Raw genomic sequence first — 23,141 nt, 5'->3', positions numbered from 1 at the left:
GCTAGACATATGCATTCCCTTGAATTGGCGCCCCAAACTAAATTGGGGGTTCTAGAAGCCTATTATGGGTATGATCATTTTCGTCCAGGCCAAGAAGCCATTATTGATGCCATTCTATCTGGACGGGATGCTATGGCCATTATGCCAACTTCTGCTGGTAAGTCTCTTTGCTTTCAAGTACCAGCTTTGTTATTGCCAGGGGTTACCTTAGTGATTTCGCCACTTATTTCGCTAATGCAAGACCAGGTTTCTAGCTTGGAAGCCATGGGCATACCTGCAGTTTTGATTAATAGTGGTCAAAGCTTGGAAGAAAATCGTCAAGCGGTAGCGGCCTTAAGAAGTGGACAAGTCAAACTAGCTTATATTGCGCCAGAGCGCCTGTCAAATGATTATTTTTTGAATTTAGTTAGTCAAGTAGAGGTCAGTCTGGTTGCAGTGGACGAAGCCCACTGTATCTCCCAATGGGGCAATGACTTTCGTCCTTCCTACCAAGCCATTCCTCATTTGCTAAATTATCTTGCCAAACGACCGGTCATGGCGGCCTTTACGGCGACTGCCACATACCAGGTTCGGCAAGATATTGTCCATTATTTGGGGCTAGAAGATCCATTTGAAATGGTGACGGGTTTTGACCGACCTAATCTTTTCTTTGCCTTGGAAGAACCAAGAGATAAAATGACAAGGCTCAAGGAATTATTGGCCAGTGGTGAGCCCAGCATTGTCTATTGCGCCACACGCAAAGATGTGGAGTCCGTCGCTAGCAAGCTAAAACAGGCCGGAATTCAGGCCAGACCCTACCATGCTGGGATGGACATGTCGGATCGTCATGCCACTCAACGCGCCTTTCAATTTGATGAGATTCAGGTAGTAGTAGCAACTAATGCCTTTGGTATGGGGATTGATAAATCCAATGTGCGTCAGGTCATCCATTATGCCATGCCCAAGGATTTGGAATCCTACTATCAGGAAGCTGGTCGTGCTGGCCGAGATGGCGAAGACTCTCGTTGTACCTTGTTCTATTCAGACCGCGACATTATGACCAATGTCTACCTGATTGAACAGGGTGGGGATCCAATCGGACGCCAGAAACTCAATGAAATGATTGACTATTGCCGAACCACTCAATGTTTGCGGGGCTTTATGTTACGTTATTTTGGTGAATCACCACATGAGACAAATTGTCAGTCCTGTACCAATTGCACGACGACAGTGGAACAGGTTGATATTACGGTGCCTGCACAAAAGATTCTAGCCTGTGTCTATCGCATGGGCCAACGTTATGGTATGACTAAGGTGGCCGAGGTCCTTAAGGGCAGTCAGAAGGCAGACATCAAAGGAACATATCTGGCTGATCTACCCACTTATGGTCTCATGAAAGACATACCAGAAGCTCAAATCAAGCGTTATATTAGTGCCTTGGTTGTAGAAGGTTATCTTAAGATGGTGGGGCAAGACTATCCCATTCTCAACCTAACTTCTAAGGCTAAGCCTGTATTAAAGGGTCAGGAGCAGGTATCCATTAAGCATACCTTGGCCATGAGTATTGCTAAGATGAGTCAAGTCAAGGCGCGTGGTAATGAGAGCCAAGATTCCTATGATCAAGTTCTTTTTGAGCGTTTACGGCAAGTCCGTTATGATTTGGCCCAAAAGCATCAAGTACCACCTTTTATTATATTTTCGGATGCTACCTTACGCGCCTTGTGTCGTCATTTCCCGACAACGGAGACAGCCTTCCTGACTATCTCTGGTGTGGGGCAGAAGAAATTATCTCAGTATGGCTATGACTTTATGCAAGCCATTGAGGCCTATCTGGCTGAAAAAGATAAGTAAAAAAACACGCTTAACTCTGTTGGGAGCTAAGCGTGTTTGCTTTTATTTAGCTTGTGATGAATCCTTGGATCCATGCTGATTGAGCCAGAGACCGAGACCAAAGCTGATCGTCTTTTCCTCATGGCGCATTAGGCGCTCAATGTTCTGACGGTGACGATAAATCATGAAGAGGGCGATAATGATAAAGGTCACGCCGTAGATTTTATTGGGCTGAGTCAAGAAGAGATAGCAGGCGGTCAAGCTATAAGAAACCATGGCTGAGAAGCTAACGGTACTTGTTAGATAGAGTAAGGTAAAGAAGCTAATAACCATGACCAAGGCAATCCAGAAATGGAAGCCTAGCAAGACACCGATAGAAGTAGCAACAATCTTGCCGCCCTTGAAGTTGGCCCAAATGGGATAGGCATGGCCAATTAAGGCTGCAAGTGCGACAGCTGAGATTACCCAGGCATTATCTGTGAAGAGCCATTTGGCCAAGAGGACTGGAATCCAGCCTTTTAAGACATCAATCATGGCAACTAAGACGGCTGACTGAAAACCGTAGGTACGACCAATGTTAGTTGCACCACTATTACCAGAGCCTGTTTGGCGTACGTCTTGACGATAGCGTAGACGTGAATACCAAACTCCAGTAGGAATGGAACCTAGTAAGTAGGTGGCAATAATCAATAGGATTTTGAGATGCATAGAGAGCCTCCTTTAAATTCCCCTTTAGTGTATCACGAATTCCTAGTAAAAAAAAGGCCAGAGGACATCTTTCAGTTGCTATTTGGCGGATGATGCGCTAGAATGGGCCAGATGAAAGATTTAATTGAAATCTAGACCTAGTATTTGGTATGATAGAACAGTTGAAACGAAAAGTTGAGGTGACAATAATGGCTGATAAGCAGCAATTATTAACAAATTATGGTGATGATGCCATCCAAATCCTAGAGGGCTTAGAAGCCGTACGTAAGCGTCCGGGTATGTATATCGGCTCTACTGACCAACGTGGCTTGCATCACCTTTTATATGAAATTGTGGACAATGCTGTCGATGAAGCTTTGTCAGGTTTTGCAGACCATATTAAGGTAACCATCTGTCAAGATGGCAGTGTTAAGGTTCAAGATAATGGTCGTGGTTTGCCAGTCGGTTTGCATGCTTCAGGTAAGCCAACCATTGAAGTGGTCTTTACTGTCCTCCATGCCGGCGGTAAATTTGGTCAGGGTGGCTATAAGTCTGCTGGCGGCCTTCACGGGGTAGGGGCGTCAGTGGTTAATGCACTCTCTACGTGGGTGCAGGTTGAGGTGGACCGTGATGGCTATACCTATCAGATGCGCTTTGAGAATGGGGGCGTTCCGGTTACTAAACTCATTAAGACTAAAAACTCCAACAAGTCTAAACATGGGACTACCGTGCATTTTATGCCTGACAGCAAAATTTTCGGTCATGCTAGCATAAACAGTGAGACGATTGCAGAACGCATGCGTGAGTCTGCCTTCTTGCTTAAGGACCTAACCATTGAACTAATCGATGAACGCATTGACTATCATGAAGTCTTCCACTTCAACCAAGGTCTGATTGACTTCATTACTTATTTAAATGAAGAGAAAGATACCCTTGGAGATATCGCTGGCTTTGCTGGTGAGGTTGAGGGCTTTGAAATTGATTTTGCCTTTCAATACAATGATGGCTATTCTGAGACCATTCTATCCTTCGCCAATAATGTTCGCACAGGTGGCGGGGGTAGCCATGAGGTGGGGATGAAGACCGGCATGACCAAGGCCTTCAATGACTATGCGCGCAAGGTAGGACTGCTCAAAGATAAGGACAAAAACTTAGAAGGTTCAGATGTCAGAGAAGGGCTAACAGCGGTAATTTCGTTACGTATTCCTGAGCAATACCTACAATTTGAAGGTCAAACCAAGGAAAAACTTGGAACGCCTAAGGCACGCCCACTGGTAGAAAACTTCGTTAACGAAAAAATGACGGCCTATCTCAATGAAAATGGTAACTTCTCTCAGATGATTCTGCGTAAGGCTATTAAGGCCAGAGAAACGCGAGAAGCGGCTCGTAAGGCACGTGACGCGGCGCGTTCTGGTTCTAAGAAGCAGGCCCAAGAACGAGCAATTTCCGGTAAATTAACCAAGGCTCAATCAAAAGATGCTAGCAAGAACGAACTCTACCTAGTCGAAGGGGACTCTGCTGGTGGTTCAGCTAAGCTTGGCCGAAATCGCCAGTATCAAGCCATCCTGCCACTTCGCGGTAAGGTCATTAACACCGAAAAAGCGTCTATGCAAGATATCCTCAAAAACGAGGAAATCAATACCATGATTTATACTATCGGGGCAGGAGTAGGGGCAGATTTTGACCTAGAGTCGGTTAACTATAACAAAGTCATTATCATGACCGATGCGGACACGGATGGTGCCCACATTCAAGTCTTACTCTTAACTTTCTTCTACCGTTATATGAAGCCCTTGTTAGAAGCGGGCAAGGTCTATTTGGCTATGCCTCCGCTCTTCAAAATATCTAAAGGATCAGATAAGAAGCAAGTGGTGGAATATGCATGGACAGATGAAGAATTAGCCAGCAAAATTGCCAAAGTTGGCAAAGGCTATGTCCTTCAACGCTATAAAGGTCTTGGGGAAATGAACGCCGACCAGCTATGGGATACTACCATGAACCCGGAAACCCGTCTATTGATTCGTGTCACGATTGATGATGGGGCACGCGCGGAACGCCGACTGACTACCCTGATGGGTAATAAGGTAGAACCACGACGTAAGTGGATTGAGCGTCATGTCAGCTTTACGCTAGATACAGAAGACTCACTTCTGGAAATGTCGCAAGGGCAAGAATCCAGTCATGCCCATCATGAAAGTTTAGTCAAACAACAAGATGCGCGTCAAGAAGCCCAAGGACCTGAGTTAATCGCCCAGGATTCCGGCGAATTTTCACTCTTTAATGATGAGGAGGTCTAAGCATGAGCCAAGAAATGATTCAAGAATTAAGCTTTGCGGATGTGATTGGTGATCGCTTTGGTCGTTATTCCAAGTACATCATTCAAGACCGGGCCTTGCCAGATATTCGAGACGGTCTCAAACCGGTTCAACGCCGGATTCTATACGCTATGTATCGTGACCGGAATACAGCCGACAATCCTTACCGTAAGTCCGCTAAGACGGTCGGTAATGTCATCGGTAACTATCACCCTCATGGGGACTCTTCTGTCTATGAAGCCATGGTCCGCATGAGTCAAGACTGGAAGTTACGTAATCCTCTGATTGATATGCACGGAAATAACGGTTCTATGGATGGGGACCCAGCCGCAGCTATGCGTTATACTGAAGCCCGCCTGTCACCTATTGCTGCTCAGTTACTGCGTGATATTAAGCAAAAAACCGTTGATTTTATCCTTAACTTCGATGATACGGAAGAGGAGCCAACTGTTCTGCCAGCACGTTTCCCTAACCTCTTAGTCAATGGGGCAACAGGGATTTCAGCTGGTTATGCCACTGAAATTCCTCCTCATAACCTAGGTGAAATTATTGATGCCGTCATCTATCTCTTAACCCACAAGCGTCCTAAGTTAGAGGAATTGTTGGAGTTAGTACCGGGACCTGACTTCCCTACGGGGGCCATTATCCAAGGCATTGATGCCATTCAACAAGCCTATAAGACTGGGCAGGGGAAAATTACCCTGGTTTCGCAAACTGATATTGAGACCTTAAAAGGTGGTAAGAGTCAGATTGTGGTGACCGAATTACCATACGAAGTCAACAAGAGCAAGCTCATTCAACGCTTAGACGAAATTCGCATTCAGCGTAAGGTAGAAGGCATCGCGGATGTTCGCGATGAATCTGACCGCAATGGGGTGCGTCTGGTTGTAGAACTCAAGCGTGATGTGGACGCCAAGGGGATTCTGACCTACCTCCTAAAACATACTGACCTGCAGGTTAACTACCATTTTAATATGGTAGCCATCAACAAAAGACGACCAGAACTGGTCAACTTACAAACGATGTTGGAAGCCTATATCAGTCATCAACAGGAAGTCGTCACCCGTCGTACTCAGTATGATTTGGCTAATGACCAAAAACGTCTACATATTGTAGATGGCTTGATTCGCGTGGTTTCCATTCTGGATGAAGTCATTGCTACCATTCGCCGGTCTGATAATAAACAGGATGCTAAGGAAAACTTAGTTGCCGAGTTTGATTTTTCTATGGAGCAAGCGGAAGCCATCGTATCCTTACAACTCTATCGATTAACCAATACCGACATTACGGCCTTGCAACAGGAACGTTTGGAATTAAATGAACGGATTTTGATGTATCAAAATATCCTATCCAATCCTGAAATCCTCAATAAGGTTTTGATCAACGAACTTAAAGCTATCAAAAAAGACTTTGCGACACCGCGTCGTAGTCAAATACAAGCAGAGGTTCAAAGCCTAGAAATCGATACTCATATTCTGATTCCAGACGAGCAAGTTATGGTTTCTTTGACCAAGGAAGGCTATATGAAGCGGACTAGTATGCGTTCCTTTGCCTCATCTGATCTAAACAGTTTGGGCTTACGTGACTTTGACTATCCAATCTTTGTTGAGGAACTCAGTACCCACCAAGAATTAGTCATTATCACTTCCAAGGGAAATTATATTCATATTCCGGTGCATGAACTGCCTGAGATTAAATGGAAGGATCTTGGGGTCCATCTGTCCCAAAACTATCAACTTCAAGATGGCGAGCGCTTTGTTAAGGCTTTTGTGGCAAGCCAGGAGGACCATAAACTAATCTTGGCTACTAAGGCTGGTATGATTAAGCAGACGCCATTATCGGCCTTCACCACTTACCGCTCCTATAAAACGCGGACGGCAAAGGCTATGAATCTGCTAGACGATCAAGATGATGTGGTAGCAGCAGAATGCCTTAAAGCTGGTCAAAACTATGAAGTGGTCTTATTGACCAAACGTTCTTATTGCTTGCGTTACTCAGCTGATTTAGTATCAGAAATGGGTCTGAAAGCCAAAGGGGTAACAGCTATTAAGTTGAAAGAAGAAGACCAGGTGGTGGCCTGCCTAGTCGTTAATCAAGAGGCAAAACGCCCGCAACTCTTTGCCTTAACTCAACGTGGCAATGTGAAACGCAGCGACCTAACTGTCATACCTGAACTGGGACGTGGTTCGCGTGGTGTCCTCTTACTAAAAGAATTAAAAACCAATCCACATCAATTATTGAAAGTCTTAGCCCTTGATAAAGCTCAGCACCTAGTCTGTCTTTTAGGGGATACAGGACAAAAAGTTGTCTTTCCAGCTAGTGAGATTCCACTGTCGGATCGACTTGCTAACGGCTCGCAAGCGCCTGATTTAGCCAAATTAGGTAATGTCTTAGACTGCTATTTAGTTTTGGACATCCAATCTCAGGCTTCAGAAGCAAATTAGTTTTTTAACCATCGTCTGATTGGGCGATGGTTATTTTTTTTTGCTTAGACTTTGTGCAAGACAGTGGGGCTAGGATAATAAAGTTTGTTCATTTTACTTGTAGAAGAAGATAGATCTGTCTTAGTATTGCTTGTTATAGATTTTTTGTAAGAAAAAGAAAACGTGTAGGACTAGGGTTAGAAGCAAATGTACTAATACAGATGACAAATTATTGGCAAACAGAATTAGTACAGGATAGATATTTCACAAACTTTTGCACAAGCTGCGCGACTTTGTGAAACCGGTGTAAACCTTGATATAATAAGATATTTTACTTGATGTTTCTGAGCTAAAGGGCTTGCATTTTAAAATGTGAGTGTTATAATGAACATATAAAAGTTGTTGTACTAGATAGTTTACAGTTCAGTTAAGGAGGATATCTATGGAACAATGGCAAGGCTTTAAAGGTAAAAAATGGCAGGAAGAAATCGACGTGCGCGATTTCATCCAACAAAACTATACGCTCTATGAAGGAGACGATAGTTTCTTAGCAGGTCCTACCCAAGCAACCAAAGACTTATGGGCGCAAGTAATGGACTTGAACAAGCAAGAACGTGAAGCAGGCGGTGTCTTAGATACTGACACATCTGTTGTATCTACCATCACTTCTCACGGTCCTGGTTACTTAGATAAAGACAAGGAACAAGTGGTTGGTTTCCAAACTGACAAACCATTCAAACGTGGTTTACAACCATTTGGTGGGATTCGTATGTCTGAAAAGTCTGCAGAAGCTTATGGCTTCCATGTAGACCCAGAAGTATCTCACATCTTTACTGAATACCGTAAAACGCATAACCAAGGGGTATTTGATGTTTATACACCAGAAATGCGTGCAGCTCGTAAGTCTGGGATCATCACTGGTCTACCAGATGCTTACGGTCGTGGCCGTATCATCGGTGACTACCGTCGTGTTGCCCTCTACGGTGTTGACCGTTTGATGGAAGAAAAACTCAAAGACTACAACAACATCGGTTGCGATGTTATGACCAATGACATCTTACAATTACGTGAAGAATTGTCAGAACAATATCGTTCATTGAAAGATCTTAAGAAATTAGGGGAAATCTACGGCTTCGATATTTCTAAACCAGCAACTACCGCTAAAGAAGCTTTCCAATGGCTCTACTTAGCTTACTTAGCTGCTATCAAAGAACAAAACGGGGCAGCAATGTCCTTGGGTCGTACTTCTACCTTCTTAGACATCTACGTAGAACGTGACTTACGCAATGGTACCTTGACAGAAGAAGAAGCGCAAGAATTAGTTGACCACTTCATCATGAAGTTACGTTTAGTTAAATTCATGCGTACACCTGAATATAACGAACTCTTCTCTGGAGACCCAACCTGGGTAACTGAATCTATTGCAGGGGTTGGTTTAGATGGTCGCCCATTGGTAACTAAGAACTCCTTCCGCTACCTCCACACCTTATCTAACTTAGGTCCAGCACCAGAACCAAACTTAACCGTGCTTTGGTCACCACAGTTAACTGATGGCTTCAAGACCTTTGCAGCTAAGATGTCTATCGAATCTTCAGCTATCCAATACGAAAACGACGAAGTAATGCGTCCACAATATGGTGATGACTATGCGATTGCCTGCTGTGTATCTGCAATGCGTGTTGGTAAACAAATGCAATTCTTCGGCGCTCGTGCTAACTTAGCTAAGTGCTTGCTCTACGCAATCAACGGTGGTGTCGATGAAAAATCTAAGGCTCAAGTAGGTCCTAAGTTCCGACCAATCACTTCTGAATACCTAGACTTCGAAGAAGTAATGGAAAAGTATGATGATATGATGGAATGGTTGGCAGGACTTTATGTCAATGCCCTCAACTGTATCCACTACATGCACGACAAGTACAGCTACGAACGCATTCAAATGGCGGTACAAGATACCTACATTCACCGTACTATGGCGACTGGTATCGCTGGTTTCTCTGTAGCAGCTGACTCCTTGTCTGCAATCAAATACGGTAAAGTTAAGACAATCCGTGACGAAAACGGCGTAGTAGTTGACTTCGAAGTAGAAGGCGACTTCCCTAAATATGGGAACAACGATGACCGCGTAGATAGTATGGCGGTTGATCTCTTGAAACGCTTCATGACAAAAGTTAAGAAGCACCCAACCTACCGCAATGCGCAACACACTACTTCTATCTTAACCATCACTTCTAACGTTGTGTATGGTAAGAAGACTGGTAACACACCTGACGGTCGTCGTGCAGGTCAACCATTTGCACCAGGTGCTAACCCAATGCACGGTCGTGACACTCACGGGGCTTTGGCTTCCTTATCATCTGTTGCTAAAGTACCTTACTCTTACGCATTAGACGGTATCTCTAACACCTTCTCCATCATCCCACGTGCCTTAGGGAAGGAAGAAGATGTGCAACAAGAAAACTTATCCAACATGTTGGATGGTTACTCTAAAAAAGGTGGTCACCACCTCAACATCAACGTATTCAACCGCGACACCTTAGTGGATGCGATGGAGCACCCAGAAAACTACCCACAATTAACCATCCGGGTATCTGGTTACGCCGTTAACTTCATTAAGTTGACCCGTGAACAACAATTAGACGTTATCAACCGGACTATGCATAGCCAAATGTAATAGTCGAGTCTTGACTGGGAAAAGTGACGGGGCAACTCGTCGCTTTTGCCCTTTATATAGAGATAGGTAAGGAGATAAATGCAATGCAATTTGGGAACACAGCCACAACACAAGTAATTGGTCATGTCCATTCAACCGAAAGTTTTGGGTCCGTGGATGGCCCAGGCATTCGATTTATTACCTTCATGCAGGGCTGCCGCCTACGTTGCGAATTTTGCCACAACCCAGATACTTGGGCGACGCGTGGGGGACATGACTACACACCTCAACAACTCTTTGACGAGGCCGTTCAATACCAGGATTTCTGGGGTAAGAAGGGCGGCGTTACGGTTAGTGGGGGAGAGCCTCTCTTGCAGATTGACTTTATCATTGAGTTTTTCAAAATCTGTAAAGCCAATGGGGTCCACACTACTTTGGACTCATGTGGGGGACCATTCACCCGCAAGGAGCCATTCTTTAGTAAATTTAATGAATTGCTTAAGTATACAGATTTAATTCTTTTGGATCTTAAGCACATTGATTCAGATGGTCACCGTAAATTAACGGGTCAGCCTAATGAGAATATCTTGGATTTGGCACACTATTTATCTGATATTGGTCAACCAGTATGGATTCGCCATGTCTTGGTACCTGAACGCACTGACTTTGATGAATATCTGATTCGCCTTAGTGCCTTCGTCAAGACGCTTAAAAATGTTTTGAAATTTGAGGTCTTGCCATATCATAAGTTAGGGGTTTATAAGTACGAAGCCCTAGGGATTAAATACCGTTTGGCAGGTATTGAGCCGCCGACACCTGATCGGGTAGAGAACGCCAAACGTATTCTAGAAACTGCTTCTTATCGCGGTTATCTAACAGCTTAAGCCTTGAAATAGCCTTTAGTGAGTTACTATCACTAAAGGCTATTTATTTTGTGCAAAAGTTATAGGCGGGAAATTTGCTAATAAGGGTGGGAAAGCGTAAAATGAAAGGGTATGAGGGACTTTGCCTGGACCTCTTTGGGGCTATAATTTTTCCCAGCTACATGTTAAAATTAAGGCAGTAATTATCTTATAGGAGGATCCACTGACATGACCCAATACTTAGTTTTCGGACATAAAAACCCAGACACTGATACTATCGCATCTGCTATTGCTTTTGCCTACTACCTCAACCAAAAAGGCCACCAAGCAGAGGCCGTAGCACTCGGTGCACCTAATGAAGAAACGGCTTTTGCCCTTGACTACTTCAAGGCTCAAGCACCTCGTGTGATTGAATCAGCGGCAGGAACAGGTGCCCATGTGGCCCTAGTGGACCACAATGAAGCCAGCCAGTCTATTGATGATTTAGCTGAGTTAACAGTAGACTATGTCATTGATCACCACCGTATTGGCTTTGAGTCTGCACAGCCTTTGTACTATCGTTGTGAGCCAATCGGCTGTACTGCTACTGTCCTTTACAAGATGTTTGGCGAAGCAGGGATTGAAATTCCAGCGCAAATTGCTGGTCTCATGCTGTCTGCTATTATCTCTGATAGCTTACTCTTCAAATCACCAACTTGCACGCCAGAAGATGTAGATGCAGCACAAGCTTTAGCAAAACTGGCGGGTGTTGATGCACAAGTCTATGGTTTGGATTTATTGAAGGCTGGGACTAACTTAGCAAGCAAATCCGAAGAAACCTTACTCAACTTAGATGCTAAGAGCTTTGACATGAATGGCCACCAAGTACGGATTGCCCAAGTCAATGCCATTGGTTTTGCTGATCTCTTGGCTCGTAAAGAAGCCTTATTAAAGGCTATGCAAGCGGAAGTTGAGGCAAAAGGCTATGAACTCTTCCTCTTAGTAGTCACAGACGTCTTAGATAGTAACTCCTTTGGGTTAGTTGTAGGCCAAGATGTATCTGCTTTGGAAGCCGCTTTTGGTCAGAAGGTAGTGGACCAAGAACTAGAACTGCCAGGGGTAGTATCACGTAAAAAACAAATTGTACCACCATTAACAGATAGCTACGCAGCTCGCTAGTTATCTGTCGAAAGGGAGTTTTTATGAACAAAGTTAAGAAATTGCTTTATCCAGTCCTAGTCATTTTAGGATTAGTAGTGATTGGGACTAGTATCTGGCTAGCCAACCAATTGAATCAAGAACCTGCTTCAGTGGCAGTGTCTACTAGCTCATCTGAGGAATCGAGCTCACAAGTTGCCAAGGCTGATTCTTCCTCTAGTGAGGCGGCAAGTTCCACGTCGTCTAGTAGCCAGGCCGTACGTGGGGTCAACAAGCCTGAACGTAAGGGGACGCCTGCTCCTGAAACTAAGTTGGTAGATGAGCTTGGAAATACCATTGACTTATCATCAAAATTTGGTAAACCAACTATCATCAATATTTGGGCTTCTTGGTGTCCACCTTGTCGGGAGGAAATGCCTTATTTCTTAGAAGCCTACCGCAAATACGGGGATAAAGTTAATTTTGTTATGATTAATGCGACTGGTAGCCGTCCAGATGAGACAGCAGAGAAGGCGCAAGCTTATTTGAAAGAAGCTGGCTTGACTGACCTACCAATCTATTATGACGATCAACGTCAGAACCAAATTGCTTTCAACGCAGTCAGCCTGCCAACAACCTATATTCTCAACGCTAAAGGAGAAATTCTTAAACGCGGCCAGGGTTCTGTGCCTCGGGAAGAACTCTTCAAAGTACTAGAGCAAATGGTGGCTGAGCAGTAGTTTAAGTGACTAAAAGTAAGAACAGTGCCTAGGGCGCTGTTCTTTTATTCAAGTAATTAGAGAGGATGTGATGGGATGAGTTTTGATGGTTTTTTGACTCATGCCTTGGTTAAGGAGCTAGGTAGCCACTTAATAGGGGGGAAGGTTGCCAAAATTTATCAGCCTTTTGAGCAAGAACTGCAACTTGTTATTCGATCTCAACGCCAAAATTTACGTCTTCTGGTTTCTATCCACCCTCAATACTATCGCCTACATTTGACGGACGAGCGTCCCTCTAACCCGGAACACGCGCCAATGTTCTGCATGCTCTTGCGTAAACATCTGGAGCAAGCCGTGCTACTAGATATTCAACAAGTCGAGAATGATCGGATTGTTGAGCTGCATTTTACGGGACGAGACGAGTTGGGGGATAGCCAGGTTTATCGCTTGATTATTGAACTAATGGGGCGGCATTCTAATGTGATTCTGGTTAATGGCCAAGGTCGCATCATTGACTGTCTTAAACATGTACCTATGGCTTTTAATTCCTATCGCTTGTTGCAGCCCGGTGCTGACTATCGCCGGCCACCTCAAGATGAGAAACAAGTCAACTTGTTTAAGCTCAGCCAGGTGGATAGAGCAGAACTAGCAGAACGATTAGCTAGCGCGACTAGCCCGGGTCAGGTTCAAGCCCACATTCAGGGCCTAGGCCGACTAGCCAGTCAATCCTTCTTAGCCCAAGTCCAATCAGGGAAAAAATGGGAGGCAGTTCTAGCTGATTTCTGTCAGGCAGTAGAAGCAGGGGGCGCCTATTTCTTAGAAGCTGAGAAACCTGATTTTTATATGACGCCTTTAGTAGGCGTGACTGGCCAGTGGGTGCCCCATCAGACATTGTCAGGCTTGATTGCCTTCTATTATGCGGAACGCGTTCGATTAGATCGAATTAAGCAAATGACGGGGGACTTGAACCAACGTTTGCAACATTTGATTGAACGTAACCAGCTTAAGCTAGCTAATTTGGATCAAGATCAAGCTGTGGCATCTCAATCAGAAAGCTATCGCATCAAAGGTGAATTGCTTTCTGCCTACGCCTACCAAATCCAAAAGGGGCAGAGTCAAGTCTCTTTACCAAATTATTATGACAATGACCAAATGATAGAAATCGACTTGGACCCGCGTAAGACGGCAATTGAAAATAGCCAGGCTTATTTTAAACGCTATACCAAGTACCGCGATGCTCTCAAGCATATCGAGCTCCAAAGGCAGCTTGCACAAGAAGAAATTGCTTATTTGGAGTCTGTCCAGGTACAACTTAGTCGAGCTGATCTCCAGGATGTGGCGCAAATTCGCCTAGAACTAGCGGAGCAAGGCTACTTGAGTGCCAAGCAACAAAATCTCAAGAAACGCCGTCAGGACAAGGGCTTGGGTCCACGGCTCTATCAAGCAAGTGATGGGACACGAATCTTAGTAGGGCGTAATAATCTCCAGAATGATCAGCTCAGCCTTAAACAGGCCAATAAGAACTTCTGGTGGCTACATGCTAAGAATATTCCTGGCTCACATGTCATTATTGAATCTGAACACCCTTCAGATTCTAGCTTGACAGAAGCAGCCATGCTAGCAGCCTATTATTCCAAGTTTCAACAGTCAGCCAATGTCCCAGTTGACTATTTACAGGTTAAGTTTCTAAGAAAACCAAATGGGGCCAAACCAGGCTATGTTATCTACGAAGGGCAGAAAACGCTAAGTGTCACGCCAAGTCCGGAGCTTATCGAAGCCATGGAAGTCAAAAAATAAAAATTTTCCACATTAGTCTTGACACTGCTTGCAAACAAGGTTAAACTAGGATTATAAAATAATGAAAGGTTGAGGCAAATGTTTCAAAGTCAAACACAAGCAACAAAATACTGGCAATTCTGGCATAGATAGGTTGTAGACTTGGAACATTTCCAATGGATACAGCCCAGTTTAACATACTGCTGTATCTATGTAGCCTAACACCTCTGTTTACTGCATAGACACTGAGTCAAGACTATGCGTAGATGATCCAGAGGTTTTGAGATAGGACTTCTAATCCGACGCATAGCTGGCGTCGGATTTTTTGTTGCTAACTAATTCTTATCAGAAAAAAGGAGATTTATTATGAAAAAAGTAGTTAAATTTGTCGCACTATTCTTTGCTTTAATTCTTATTGCAGGCCAAGGCCTAGTGGCGCATGCAGCACCTGCCAAATTAAAAGTTGCCATCGTTCAACTTGTGACTCATCCATCCTTGGATGAAATTACCAGTGGGATTAAGGAATCCCTTGCTAGCCACGGCTACAAGGAAGGGGATAACTTAGAAATTGACTTCCAAAATGCGGAAGGCGATATGAACCTACTTCATAACATTTCGGAAGAGGTAGTGGCTAAGGAACCAGATTTGATCTTTGCCATCACCACTCCAGTGGCACAGTCTTTACAACAAGCCACCACAAAAATCCCAATCGTTCTTGCAGGTATCACGGATCCTGTCAGCGCCAAATTAGTGTCGGCTTTAGATAAGACAGATGGTAATATTACTGGGGTCAGTGATTTTGCACCTTTAGAAGACCTCTTCAAGCAATTCAAATCCCTTGATTTAGATGTTAAAACTATTGGGATGCTCTACACCACTAGCGAAGACAATGCTAAGGCTGAAGTAGAAAAAGCCAAAGCTATTGCTGAAAAATTAGGCTACAAGGTGGAAGTCAAGACCATTGACTCAACTAATGATATGGCTTTAGTTGCTGAGGAATTGGCAAGCAAGAGCCAGGCCATCTTCATTCCAACGGATAACACCATTGCGAGTTCGATTAGCACACTGCTAGATGTTACCGACAAGGCCAAGATTCCAGTCTTGCCAACTTATGAGAAGGCAGTCAAAGAAGGGGCCCTCTTATCAGTAGCCATCAGCCAAACTAATATCGGTAAGCAATCTGCAGATTTAGGTCTCAAAATTATTGATGGCACCAAAATTTCTGATTTACCAATCGAATTTGCCAAAGAAACAGTCAAAGTCTATAACGGTCAAACTGCTGAGAAGTTAGGTATTCAATTACCAAGTGATTTAACCTCTCAATTCAAGGACTTAAGTAAGGAGTAATTTCTATATGGGAATTTATTATAGTGCCATCGCTCAGGGGCTACTTTATAGCCTAATGGGGATTGGGCTCTACATTACCTTTCGTATTCTCAACTTTGCCGATTTGACCAGTGAAGCTTCCTTCGCGGTTGGGGCGGCAGTCGCAGTCAAGACCTTAACCCTAGGCTTACATCCTGTCTTATCCCTGTTCACAGCTTTTGTGGCAGGGATGCTGACCGGTTTAGTTACTGGGCTATTGATGACCTATTTCGAAATCCCATCTCTTTTAGCGGGGATCATTACCTTAACTGCCTTTTACTCTATTAATCTGCGAATTATGGAACGGGCTAACTTGAGTTTGCGCCAGGTTAAGACTCTCTACGATCTATTAACTGGCCTAATGGCAGATTCTACTAGTCGCATTTTCCTCGTGGGATCCATCCTAACCCTGATTGTCATTCTTTTGCTGGGTTATTTCTTTAAGACTGATTTAGGTCAATCCATGGTTGCGTCAGGGGACAATGAAGTTATGGCGCACAGTCTAGGGATTTCGGTTAAGTTAATGAAATGCTTAGCCCTCATGACTTCCAACGGAATTATTGCTGTAAGTGGGGCGCTGATTGCCCAACAGAATGGTTATGCTGATGTGGATATGGGGACTGGGACGGTGATCATCGCGCTATCTTCCATTATTATTGGGGAGATGCTCTTCAAACAGCTGACCCTATCTATGAGGCTATGTGCCATTGTCGTGGGTTCCGTCCTTTATCGCTTACTCTTGGTGGCCGTGCTCAAGCTAGGCTTTTTACCATCTGACTTCCGCTTGATATCTGCCTTAGTTTTAGCCATTTTCTTGGCTTTGCCAGCTATGCGTAAGAAAATTCAAGCTAAAAATTAAGATAGGAGGATAAGATAATGACCATACAACTGGATGTACAATCTATTAGCAAGACCTTCTATCGTATGCAGGATAGTCCCTTACAGGTACTAAGCGATATTTCTTTTCAAGTCCAAAAGGGCGAAATACTGGGCATTATTGGGACCAATGGAGCAGGAAAATCTACCTTGCTCAACTGCTTGACTGGCCATACGCCTGTGACCTCAGGTAGTATTCTACTGAATGGACAAGTTATTAGTAACCAAGCTGAAAGCAAAAATGCGGCCCTCATTAGCCGTATTTTCCAGGATCCGCGCATGGGGACCGCCCCACGTATGACGGTCTTCGAGAATCTTATGTTGGCCTCTAGGCGGGGCCAAAAACCTGGCTTTAAGCAATCACTTACTAAGGATAACTATGAGGCCATGAGAAATTTATTGAGTCAATTCCATTTGGAATTGGAAGATCGCTTAAATGTGCCGATTGAAGCCCTGTCTGGTGGCCAACGCCAAGCTATCGCTTTAATCATGGCAACACTTAAAAGACCAGAACTCTTACTCTTAGATGAGCATACGGCTGCTTTGGATCCGCGTACCTCCCGTCAAGTGATGCAAATGACCTCTGACCTGATTAAGAAGGAAGGGCTGACGGCGCTCATGATTACTCACCAATTGCCTGATGCCATTCAATATTGCGACCGTATTTTGCTGATGCATAAGGGGCAGATTCAGCATATTTATGACCAGGACCAAGTCAAGACTTTAACGGCGCCTGTCCTTTATCGACATCTGGAAGACTTGATTGAGGCTGAAGCCCAAGCGAGTCTCTAAGGAAAGGGAATTTCTTATGACACTTTTAAAAGGTCGCCATGTAGTGCTCTTAGGGTGTTCTAATGGTAAAGCCAAGACCCTGCAAGCCCAAGACAATCTGGATGCCTTAGTCAAGCTTTTGTCCCATCAATATGGTGCCAAGGTTACGATTAAGCCTAGTATTTGGCTAGATCAGGAAACGGGTGGTCACTGTCCAGCCGAGCTTAGGGCAGACTATTTGGCTAAGGCCTTAGCTGATTCTGAGGTCGACTGGATAATGGATTTAACAGGTGGGGACTTAGCCAACCAAACCTTAGCATCATTACCGACAGAATTTTTCAAGCACTTGAAGCGAGACAAGCCTGTTTATTATATGGGGTATAGTGACAATAGTGTGATGCTTAATGCCTGTTTGGCTCATGACATGATTATACCGGTGAATTTCTTTCCCCTAGCCTTGGTCTTAGATCCTACTTCGCGTGCTAACTTTGAGGCTTTCTTGCAAAATAAGCCTGGAGATAATTTGAAAGCCTTTGGCGGAAATATTCGTTGTTTTCTCAAACTAGCTGGTACCAGCTTCTGGCCACAAGATATAGCAGGGCGACGCTTATACCTGGAAGCTAGTTCAGGTTCCTTAGAACGAATCCAGTCTCTAATGGTACAGCTTAGTCAGCTAGTAAACTTGGATGATTTAGGCGAAATTTGTCTGGGACAATTCAATGAATTAGACGATAAGGGACAGCGACCAATTTTAGTGGACTATCTTAGTAGTATGACTGAGACAGCCATCACCGAAAATTTCTATTTGGGGCATCGTTTTCCACTAAAACCTTTCGATTACCATGGAATTAAGAATGAATTTACGGCTATTAACTAAAAATGATACTTGACTTCCCTCAAAATCACTGAACTTTTACTTGACTTAAAATAGGGAATGTTCGTGAGGTGACACTATATATAGTAGGTAAAATTTATTAAATCAAAAATTTTTACTAGATATAGATTGCCTTTTTCTCCTAATCGAGTTATGATAGTAAAGTAAATTCGAAGGGGGGATCCTACTTATGAACAAAATTACGGTATATTCCAAACCAAACTGCATGCAATGCGACTTTACTAAGCGATTCTTAGATCAACACAATCTAGAATATACAGCTGTAGACGTTATGCAAGACAGCGAGGCCCTAGCTCGTGTCCAAGAGCTTGGCTTCCAATCCTTGCCTGTTGTAGTTGCTGACGGGGTTGAACCATTCTTTGGTTTCCGTCCTGATATGCTAGAAAAATTAGCTTAAGCTAATAAAAAGACCCGCTAATCTCCCAAGTAGGAGTTGGCGGGTCTTTTATAATTCATTATTTGAGGAGCTGTTTGGCGTAATGAGATGGGCTCATACCGTATTCTTGGGTGAAAACACGTGAAAAATACTGAAGCGAACCGTAGCCCAAGGTTTCAGCAATCTCTGACAGGGTCAATTTTGATTCCTTAATTAAGAGCTTGCTACGTTTGAGTCGAAGCTGGTTAATATAGTTTTTAGGCGTCATATTGGCATATTTTTTAAATAGTAACTGTAGGGTAGAGCGAGATAAATTGAAGTGATTGACCAAATCATTAACTTGGTTTTCGGCTTCCACATGGTGGTGAAGATAATCCACGATGGATTGGAATAGCTCATTCTCGTAATTCTCGCGCATGGAAGTGCTAGGCTCATCATAGAAAGCCTGGTCGCTCTTAAGCATCTGAATAATGACAGACTTAAAGAGCGTAATCATTTCATCAGCATAGAATGGTGCGCCAGGGTGATTGGACAGTTCGACCATTTTTTCGATTACTTGGGTATAGTGATTACTGAGGTGGACAATTTTATGCTTGAGCTCGGGACTAATGCCACTAGCCTGAAACATAATGGAGAGATAGGTGGATACGCCGTCGCGTTTAACCATTTGACTATGACGCTGCTTAGGATAGTAGAGCATGCAATCATGGCGTTTAGCAGTGTGTTTGACACCGTCTACTTCGTGGACTAACTCACCTTGATCGACAATGGTCATCTCAAAGTAGTCGTGTTGGTCATTACTGAAGCGATAGGGCGCAGTCTTCACTTGGTAGAAGAAACCGTAGACTTTCTCAATTCTAATTTCTTCAACAAAATCACGTACCTTAAGTGCTTGTTTAGCAGGAACTAATTCTGGTTGGTGATTAAAACGTGGTTCTAAAATAATACTACATTCATCTGTAATAGAGAGAATATTAAAACAAATGTTGGCATGTAGTTCAATAGAGCCTTGAAGAACAAACTCCTGATAGGTATCTACTAGATAAGGATTATGGGTCATAATAATGAGGGCAATCCCGCTTTTAGCAGTAATAGTCACAGTATCAGGAAACTTAAGAAAACTATCTGACTTCTGGCGATTAATAGTCAAGGACTTCTTATGGTGCTTCTGACTATCCATGTCAAAATTAGTGAGGGAATCAAAATAGTCAGCATGAGCAAAGGCAGATGTTTTAATATACATAGGTTCACCCCTTTGTTTTTTCGGGCATTTACTCTTTTAGTATACCTCAATTTTGGCTATTAATCACTAAAAATGTCCTAAAAATTAAAAAGGATAAATTAAAAATGTCTAAGATTCCATCAATAGAGTTGTATCTAGCCTTAAATAGCATTATACTATTGATTGTAGAAAGTAATTAGTCATGAGAGGAAGGAAATCTCAATGCCAACAATCGAAATGGCCAGAGTTGATAATCGACTCATTCATGGCCAGATTTCAGTTCGATGGTGCAGTAAACTCGAAATCAATACAATCATTGTCGTCAACGATGCGGTTGCACAAAACAAGATACAACAAGGCTTGCTAGATATGGCTGTTCCAGATGAATATCATACACGCTACTACACCTTACAACAAGCCATTGACAAGCTGCCTAATCTGTCTTCAGATAAAAAAATGTTACTCATTTTTGAAAATATCCAAGACCTACGTAGCGTGGTAGCTGCAGGGGTTAAAATCCCATATATCAATATTGGTAACTTGGATATGTCGCCTGGTAAACGTCATATTGCAGCCTCAACTTCCTTAAGCCAAGAGGAAATGGATTGGCTGGATAGTCAAGCTCAAGCAGGGACTAAGGTTGAAGTGAGACGAATTCCGTCCGAAGAAGCAACCTATGTATTTTAAGCTTTAGAACAAGTCCAGGCCCTTGGTTTGGGCTTGTTTTTCAATCTTTGTAAATGTTAGGAAGTGCCCTATGATACGCCCAGCCCAGGCCAGTGATGTGCCTGCTCTCTATGATTTGATGGTCATTATCTGGCAAGATATGGAGTTTGAACCATTTGTGGCTTTAGATTCTCAGACTTTTAAAGAGGCTATGATTCAACATCTCTTAGATACTAAGCAAAAATATAATTACCAAAATTGCTGGGTTTATCAATCTAGACATACGGGCCAGATTCAGGGGCTAGTCTTAGGGTACCCGGGCCATTTAGAGCCTAGATATGATCGCCTCATAGAACAGCATTTTGGTGATCACACAGAGTTAGGAGATTTCTCCTTGACTCGCGAAAGTCGTGACGATGAATGGTACATTGATATGCTAGTCGTAGCTCCTCAAGCTCGGGGATTAGGTATTGCGACCGCCTTGGTTAAGCACCTTGAATCTGTTCACTCGGAGGGGACAGTTTTAGGCCTTAATTGTGACTTAGTCAATCCCAGAGCCAAGGCCCTTTACCATCGCTTGGGATTTGAAGTCAGAGACCGAGTCACTTTCTCAGGCCATGACTACCACCATATGCAAAAAACTGTAAAGCCCTAGGAGGATATATGAACTTTAAAGACTATACAAGCAAAGACTGGATTCGCTTAGTAATTGGACTCTTGATTCTAGTCCTAATCTGGTATTTCCGTCCTGGTGGCCTAGATAGCCCTAAGGACAAGAATCACAGCCCTGAGTCTAGCCAAGGAGCGCAAAATTCTGGCTCTACTAGTGAGAAGATTGATATCAAGGCTTTTACTGGGACCAACTATCAAGTCCTGCCAAAAGGCCAGAAAATTCCGGTTAACTTTGTCCGCATTGTAGATGGGGATACAGTTGTCCTCTCCTTAAACGGACATGAATTTCGGACCCGTTATCTGATGATTGATACGCCAGAATCGGTTAAGGAAGGTCTCAAGCCACAGCCATACGGTAAAGATGCTGCCCATCGCAACCAAGAATTACTGACCAATGCTAAGCAGGTTACCCTTGAGTTCGACAAGGGACCCTATGCCGATGATTATGACCGGGCGCTTGCCTATGTCTATGCCGATGACAAGTTAGTATCCCTAGAATTAGTCAAGGAAGGTTTGGCCTCGGTTTCCTATGTCAATCCTCCTAACAACAGTCAAGAAAAGACCCTGAGACAGGCTCAAAAGCAAGCAAAGAATGCCAAGAAGGGTATCTGGTCTATCCCCAACTACGTCAATGATAAGGGGAAATTTACTATCCAAGAATAAGAAAGGAATCGCCTATGCAGCTAAGAAATAAGCAAGCCAAGCAAGTATTCAAAATCAAGTTGAAGCGCAAACTTCTTTTAGTTATGAGTCTATTGACTTTATGGACGCCTCTGTCATTGGTTCAGGCTCAAATGACCATTGATAAAAATGAGTCAGCCATGCAGTCCGTAGGCCAAAGCAGTGAGTCGAGCCAAGAGGGGTCAACAGTCCGCGTGCGTGCTATTGGCGATATTCTCTTGCATGACTTTGTCTATGAACGGGCGCGAACTGCCAATGGCTATAATTTTGATAGCATGTTAGCGCCAGTCAAGTCCTATTTAGAAAATGCTGACATTACCGTTGCTAATATGGAAACTATTGTGGCAGGGGAGTCTGTTGGTTTAGGGACCTATCCCTTCTTCAATGCACCGTCACAGATTGTTGACAGCCTTAAAAATGTTGGGGTAGATATCGTCAACAATGTGTCCAACCATACCATGGATATGGGGGCACAAGGGGTATTAGCTTCCATTAAAGCCCTCAAACAACGAGACATGATGTATGTGGGTTCTTATGAGAGCTGGGAGGACTATAATACACCTCGCATCATTGAACGAAACGGCATTAAGGTTGGTTTTTTGGCTTATGCCTATGGCCTCAATGGTTTGGAACGCCCTCAGAATCAGCAGTATCTAGCAACACTGATCGACAAGCAGCTCATACCACTTGAAATCAAGGACTTGAATAGCAAGGTCGATGTTTCCATTGTTATTATTCAAAATGGTGAAGAGTATGAGACCATGCCGACGGCAGACCAAATAGCTACTCATCAATTGGCTCGTGATGCTGGTGCCAACTTCGTTTTAGGTGGTCATCCACACGTTTTAGAGCCTTTTATCTACTATAATGAATATCAAGCGGGACTCTTCTCACATGGTAACTTCCTGACTGGTCAATACGAGACAGCAACCAAGGTAGGGGGGATCACAGAATTTACTTATCGTAAGCTAAATGATGGTAAGGTGGTTCTAGATAGCATGCGTTTTATGCCAACTTATAATATTGGTCTACCAGAGTCTAGTGAATACCTGGTTGTGCCTCTTGCTGACTGGCAGAAATACAATATTTCCAATGGACAAGCCCTTATGGACGAAATCCGTCAACGTATGACGCGCTTTACTAACAAGGTTCAAGTCGTTGACTACCTGGATTAATCATACATATTTTATATAAAAGAAAAGCCTGATGGAATGGGCTTTTCTTTTTTTATGTCGATTTTTCGGATATATTTAGCCTAT

Annotated in this window: 19 protein-coding genes; 17 read left to right on the top strand and 2 right to left on the bottom strand. The window is 43.5% G+C overall.

Annotated features, from left to right (window positions below; translation table 11 throughout):
- Positions 1 to 9 precede the first annotated feature (9 nt).
- The gene (gene recQ, locus ACO53F_RS05975; protein WP_485137709.1) at positions 10 to 1,830 is read left to right on the top strand and encodes a DNA helicase RecQ; all 1,821 of its coding nucleotides are present in this window, start codon (positions 10 to 12) and stop codon (positions 1,828 to 1,830) included.
- Positions 1,831 to 1,872: 42 nt separating this feature from the next.
- Here the strand turns inward: recQ and plsY are convergent, their stop codons facing one another.
- Positions 1,873 to 2,517, bottom strand: a complete 645-nt coding sequence (gene plsY / locus ACO53F_RS05970) for a glycerol-3-phosphate 1-O-acyltransferase PlsY (RefSeq protein WP_485137708.1) — start codon at positions 2,515 to 2,517, stop codon at positions 1,873 to 1,875.
- Between the two features lie 188 nt (positions 2,518 to 2,705).
- Here plsY and parE point away from each other — a divergent pair, with 188 nt between their 5' ends.
- The 12 genes from parE (at position 2,706) to nrdH (ending at position 18,662) form a co-directional block, all read left to right on the top strand.
- Positions 2,706 to 4,793, top strand: coding sequence for a DNA topoisomerase IV subunit B (gene parE / locus ACO53F_RS05965; RefSeq protein ID WP_485137707.1), 2,088 nt, complete (start codon positions 2,706 to 2,708; stop codon positions 4,791 to 4,793).
- Between the two features lie 2 nt (positions 4,794 to 4,795).
- On the top strand, positions 4,796 to 7,255 hold the full coding sequence (gene parC, locus ACO53F_RS05960) for a DNA topoisomerase IV subunit A (RefSeq protein WP_485137706.1): 2,460 nt from the start codon (positions 4,796 to 4,798) through the stop codon (positions 7,253 to 7,255).
- A 421-nt stretch (positions 7,256 to 7,676) separates the two neighbouring features.
- Complete coding sequence (gene pflB, locus ACO53F_RS05955) at positions 7,677 to 9,905, top strand: formate C-acetyltransferase (protein ID WP_298077466.1); 2,229 nt, start codon at positions 7,677 to 7,679, stop codon at positions 9,903 to 9,905.
- A gap of 83 nt (positions 9,906 to 9,988) precedes the next feature.
- Positions 9,989 to 10,768 carry a pyruvate formate-lyase-activating protein gene (pflA, locus tag ACO53F_RS05950; RefSeq protein WP_485137705.1) on the top strand — a complete coding sequence of 260 codons (780 nt, stop codon included), beginning with the start codon at positions 9,989 to 9,991 and terminating at the stop codon, positions 10,766 to 10,768.
- Between the two features lie 207 nt (positions 10,769 to 10,975).
- On the top strand, positions 10,976 to 11,905 hold the full coding sequence (locus tag ACO53F_RS05945; RefSeq protein ID WP_485137704.1) for a manganese-dependent inorganic pyrophosphatase: 930 nt from the start codon (positions 10,976 to 10,978) through the stop codon (positions 11,903 to 11,905).
- Between the two features lie 23 nt (positions 11,906 to 11,928).
- A complete protein-coding gene (locus tag ACO53F_RS05940) occupies positions 11,929 to 12,603 on the top strand; it encodes a TlpA family protein disulfide reductase (RefSeq protein WP_485137703.1) in 675 nt (224 codons plus the stop codon).
- Between the two features lie 75 nt (positions 12,604 to 12,678).
- On the top strand, positions 12,679 to 14,379 hold the full coding sequence (locus tag ACO53F_RS05935; RefSeq protein ID WP_485137702.1) for an Rqc2 family fibronectin-binding protein: 1,701 nt from the start codon (positions 12,679 to 12,681) through the stop codon (positions 14,377 to 14,379).
- A gap of 345 nt (positions 14,380 to 14,724) precedes the next feature.
- Positions 14,725 to 15,705, top strand: coding sequence for an ABC transporter substrate binding protein (locus ACO53F_RS05930; RefSeq protein ID WP_485137701.1), 981 nt, complete (start codon positions 14,725 to 14,727; stop codon positions 15,703 to 15,705).
- A gap of 7 nt (positions 15,706 to 15,712) precedes the next feature.
- Positions 15,713 to 16,582, top strand: a complete 870-nt coding sequence (locus ACO53F_RS05925; protein WP_485137700.1) for an ABC transporter permease — start codon at positions 15,713 to 15,715, stop codon at positions 16,580 to 16,582.
- Positions 16,583 to 16,599: 17 nt separating this feature from the next.
- Positions 16,600 to 17,391, top strand: coding sequence for an ABC transporter ATP-binding protein (locus tag ACO53F_RS05920; RefSeq protein WP_485137699.1), 792 nt, complete (start codon positions 16,600 to 16,602; stop codon positions 17,389 to 17,391).
- A 16-nt stretch (positions 17,392 to 17,407) separates the two neighbouring features.
- Complete coding sequence (locus ACO53F_RS05915; RefSeq protein WP_485137698.1) at positions 17,408 to 18,247, top strand: LD-carboxypeptidase; 840 nt, start codon at positions 17,408 to 17,410, stop codon at positions 18,245 to 18,247.
- A gap of 187 nt (positions 18,248 to 18,434) precedes the next feature.
- Complete coding sequence (gene nrdH / locus ACO53F_RS05910) at positions 18,435 to 18,662, top strand: glutaredoxin-like protein NrdH (RefSeq protein WP_485137697.1); 228 nt, start codon at positions 18,435 to 18,437, stop codon at positions 18,660 to 18,662.
- A gap of 58 nt (positions 18,663 to 18,720) precedes the next feature.
- Here the strand turns inward: nrdH and ACO53F_RS05905 are convergent, their stop codons facing one another.
- A complete protein-coding gene (locus tag ACO53F_RS05905; protein WP_485137696.1) occupies positions 18,721 to 19,884 on the bottom strand; it encodes a helix-turn-helix transcriptional regulator in 1,164 nt (387 codons plus the stop codon).
- A 201-nt stretch (positions 19,885 to 20,085) separates the two neighbouring features.
- Between ACO53F_RS05905 and ACO53F_RS05900 the strand changes: the two genes are divergently transcribed.
- The 4 genes from ACO53F_RS05900 to ACO53F_RS05885 all read left to right on the top strand — a co-directional run bounded on the left by ACO53F_RS05900 (position 20,086) and on the right by ACO53F_RS05885 (position 23,057).
- Positions 20,086 to 20,550 carry a PTS sugar transporter subunit IIB gene (locus tag ACO53F_RS05900; protein ID WP_485137695.1) on the top strand — a complete coding sequence of 155 codons (465 nt, stop codon included), beginning with the start codon at positions 20,086 to 20,088 and terminating at the stop codon, positions 20,548 to 20,550.
- A gap of 70 nt (positions 20,551 to 20,620) precedes the next feature.
- Positions 20,621 to 21,184 carry a GNAT family N-acetyltransferase gene (locus tag ACO53F_RS05895; RefSeq protein ID WP_485137694.1) on the top strand — a complete coding sequence of 188 codons (564 nt, stop codon included), beginning with the start codon at positions 20,621 to 20,623 and terminating at the stop codon, positions 21,182 to 21,184.
- An 8-nt stretch (positions 21,185 to 21,192) separates the two neighbouring features.
- Positions 21,193 to 21,864, top strand: coding sequence for a thermonuclease family protein (locus ACO53F_RS05890; RefSeq protein WP_485137693.1), 672 nt, complete (start codon positions 21,193 to 21,195; stop codon positions 21,862 to 21,864).
- A 14-nt stretch (positions 21,865 to 21,878) separates the two neighbouring features.
- A complete protein-coding gene (locus ACO53F_RS05885) occupies positions 21,879 to 23,057 on the top strand; it encodes a CapA family protein (protein WP_485137692.1) in 1,179 nt (392 codons plus the stop codon).
- Positions 23,058 to 23,141: the final 84 nt, after the last annotated feature.

Source organism: Abiotrophia sp., assembly GCF_057275535.1.
This window is presented reverse-complemented; position numbering and strand designations above follow the sequence as displayed.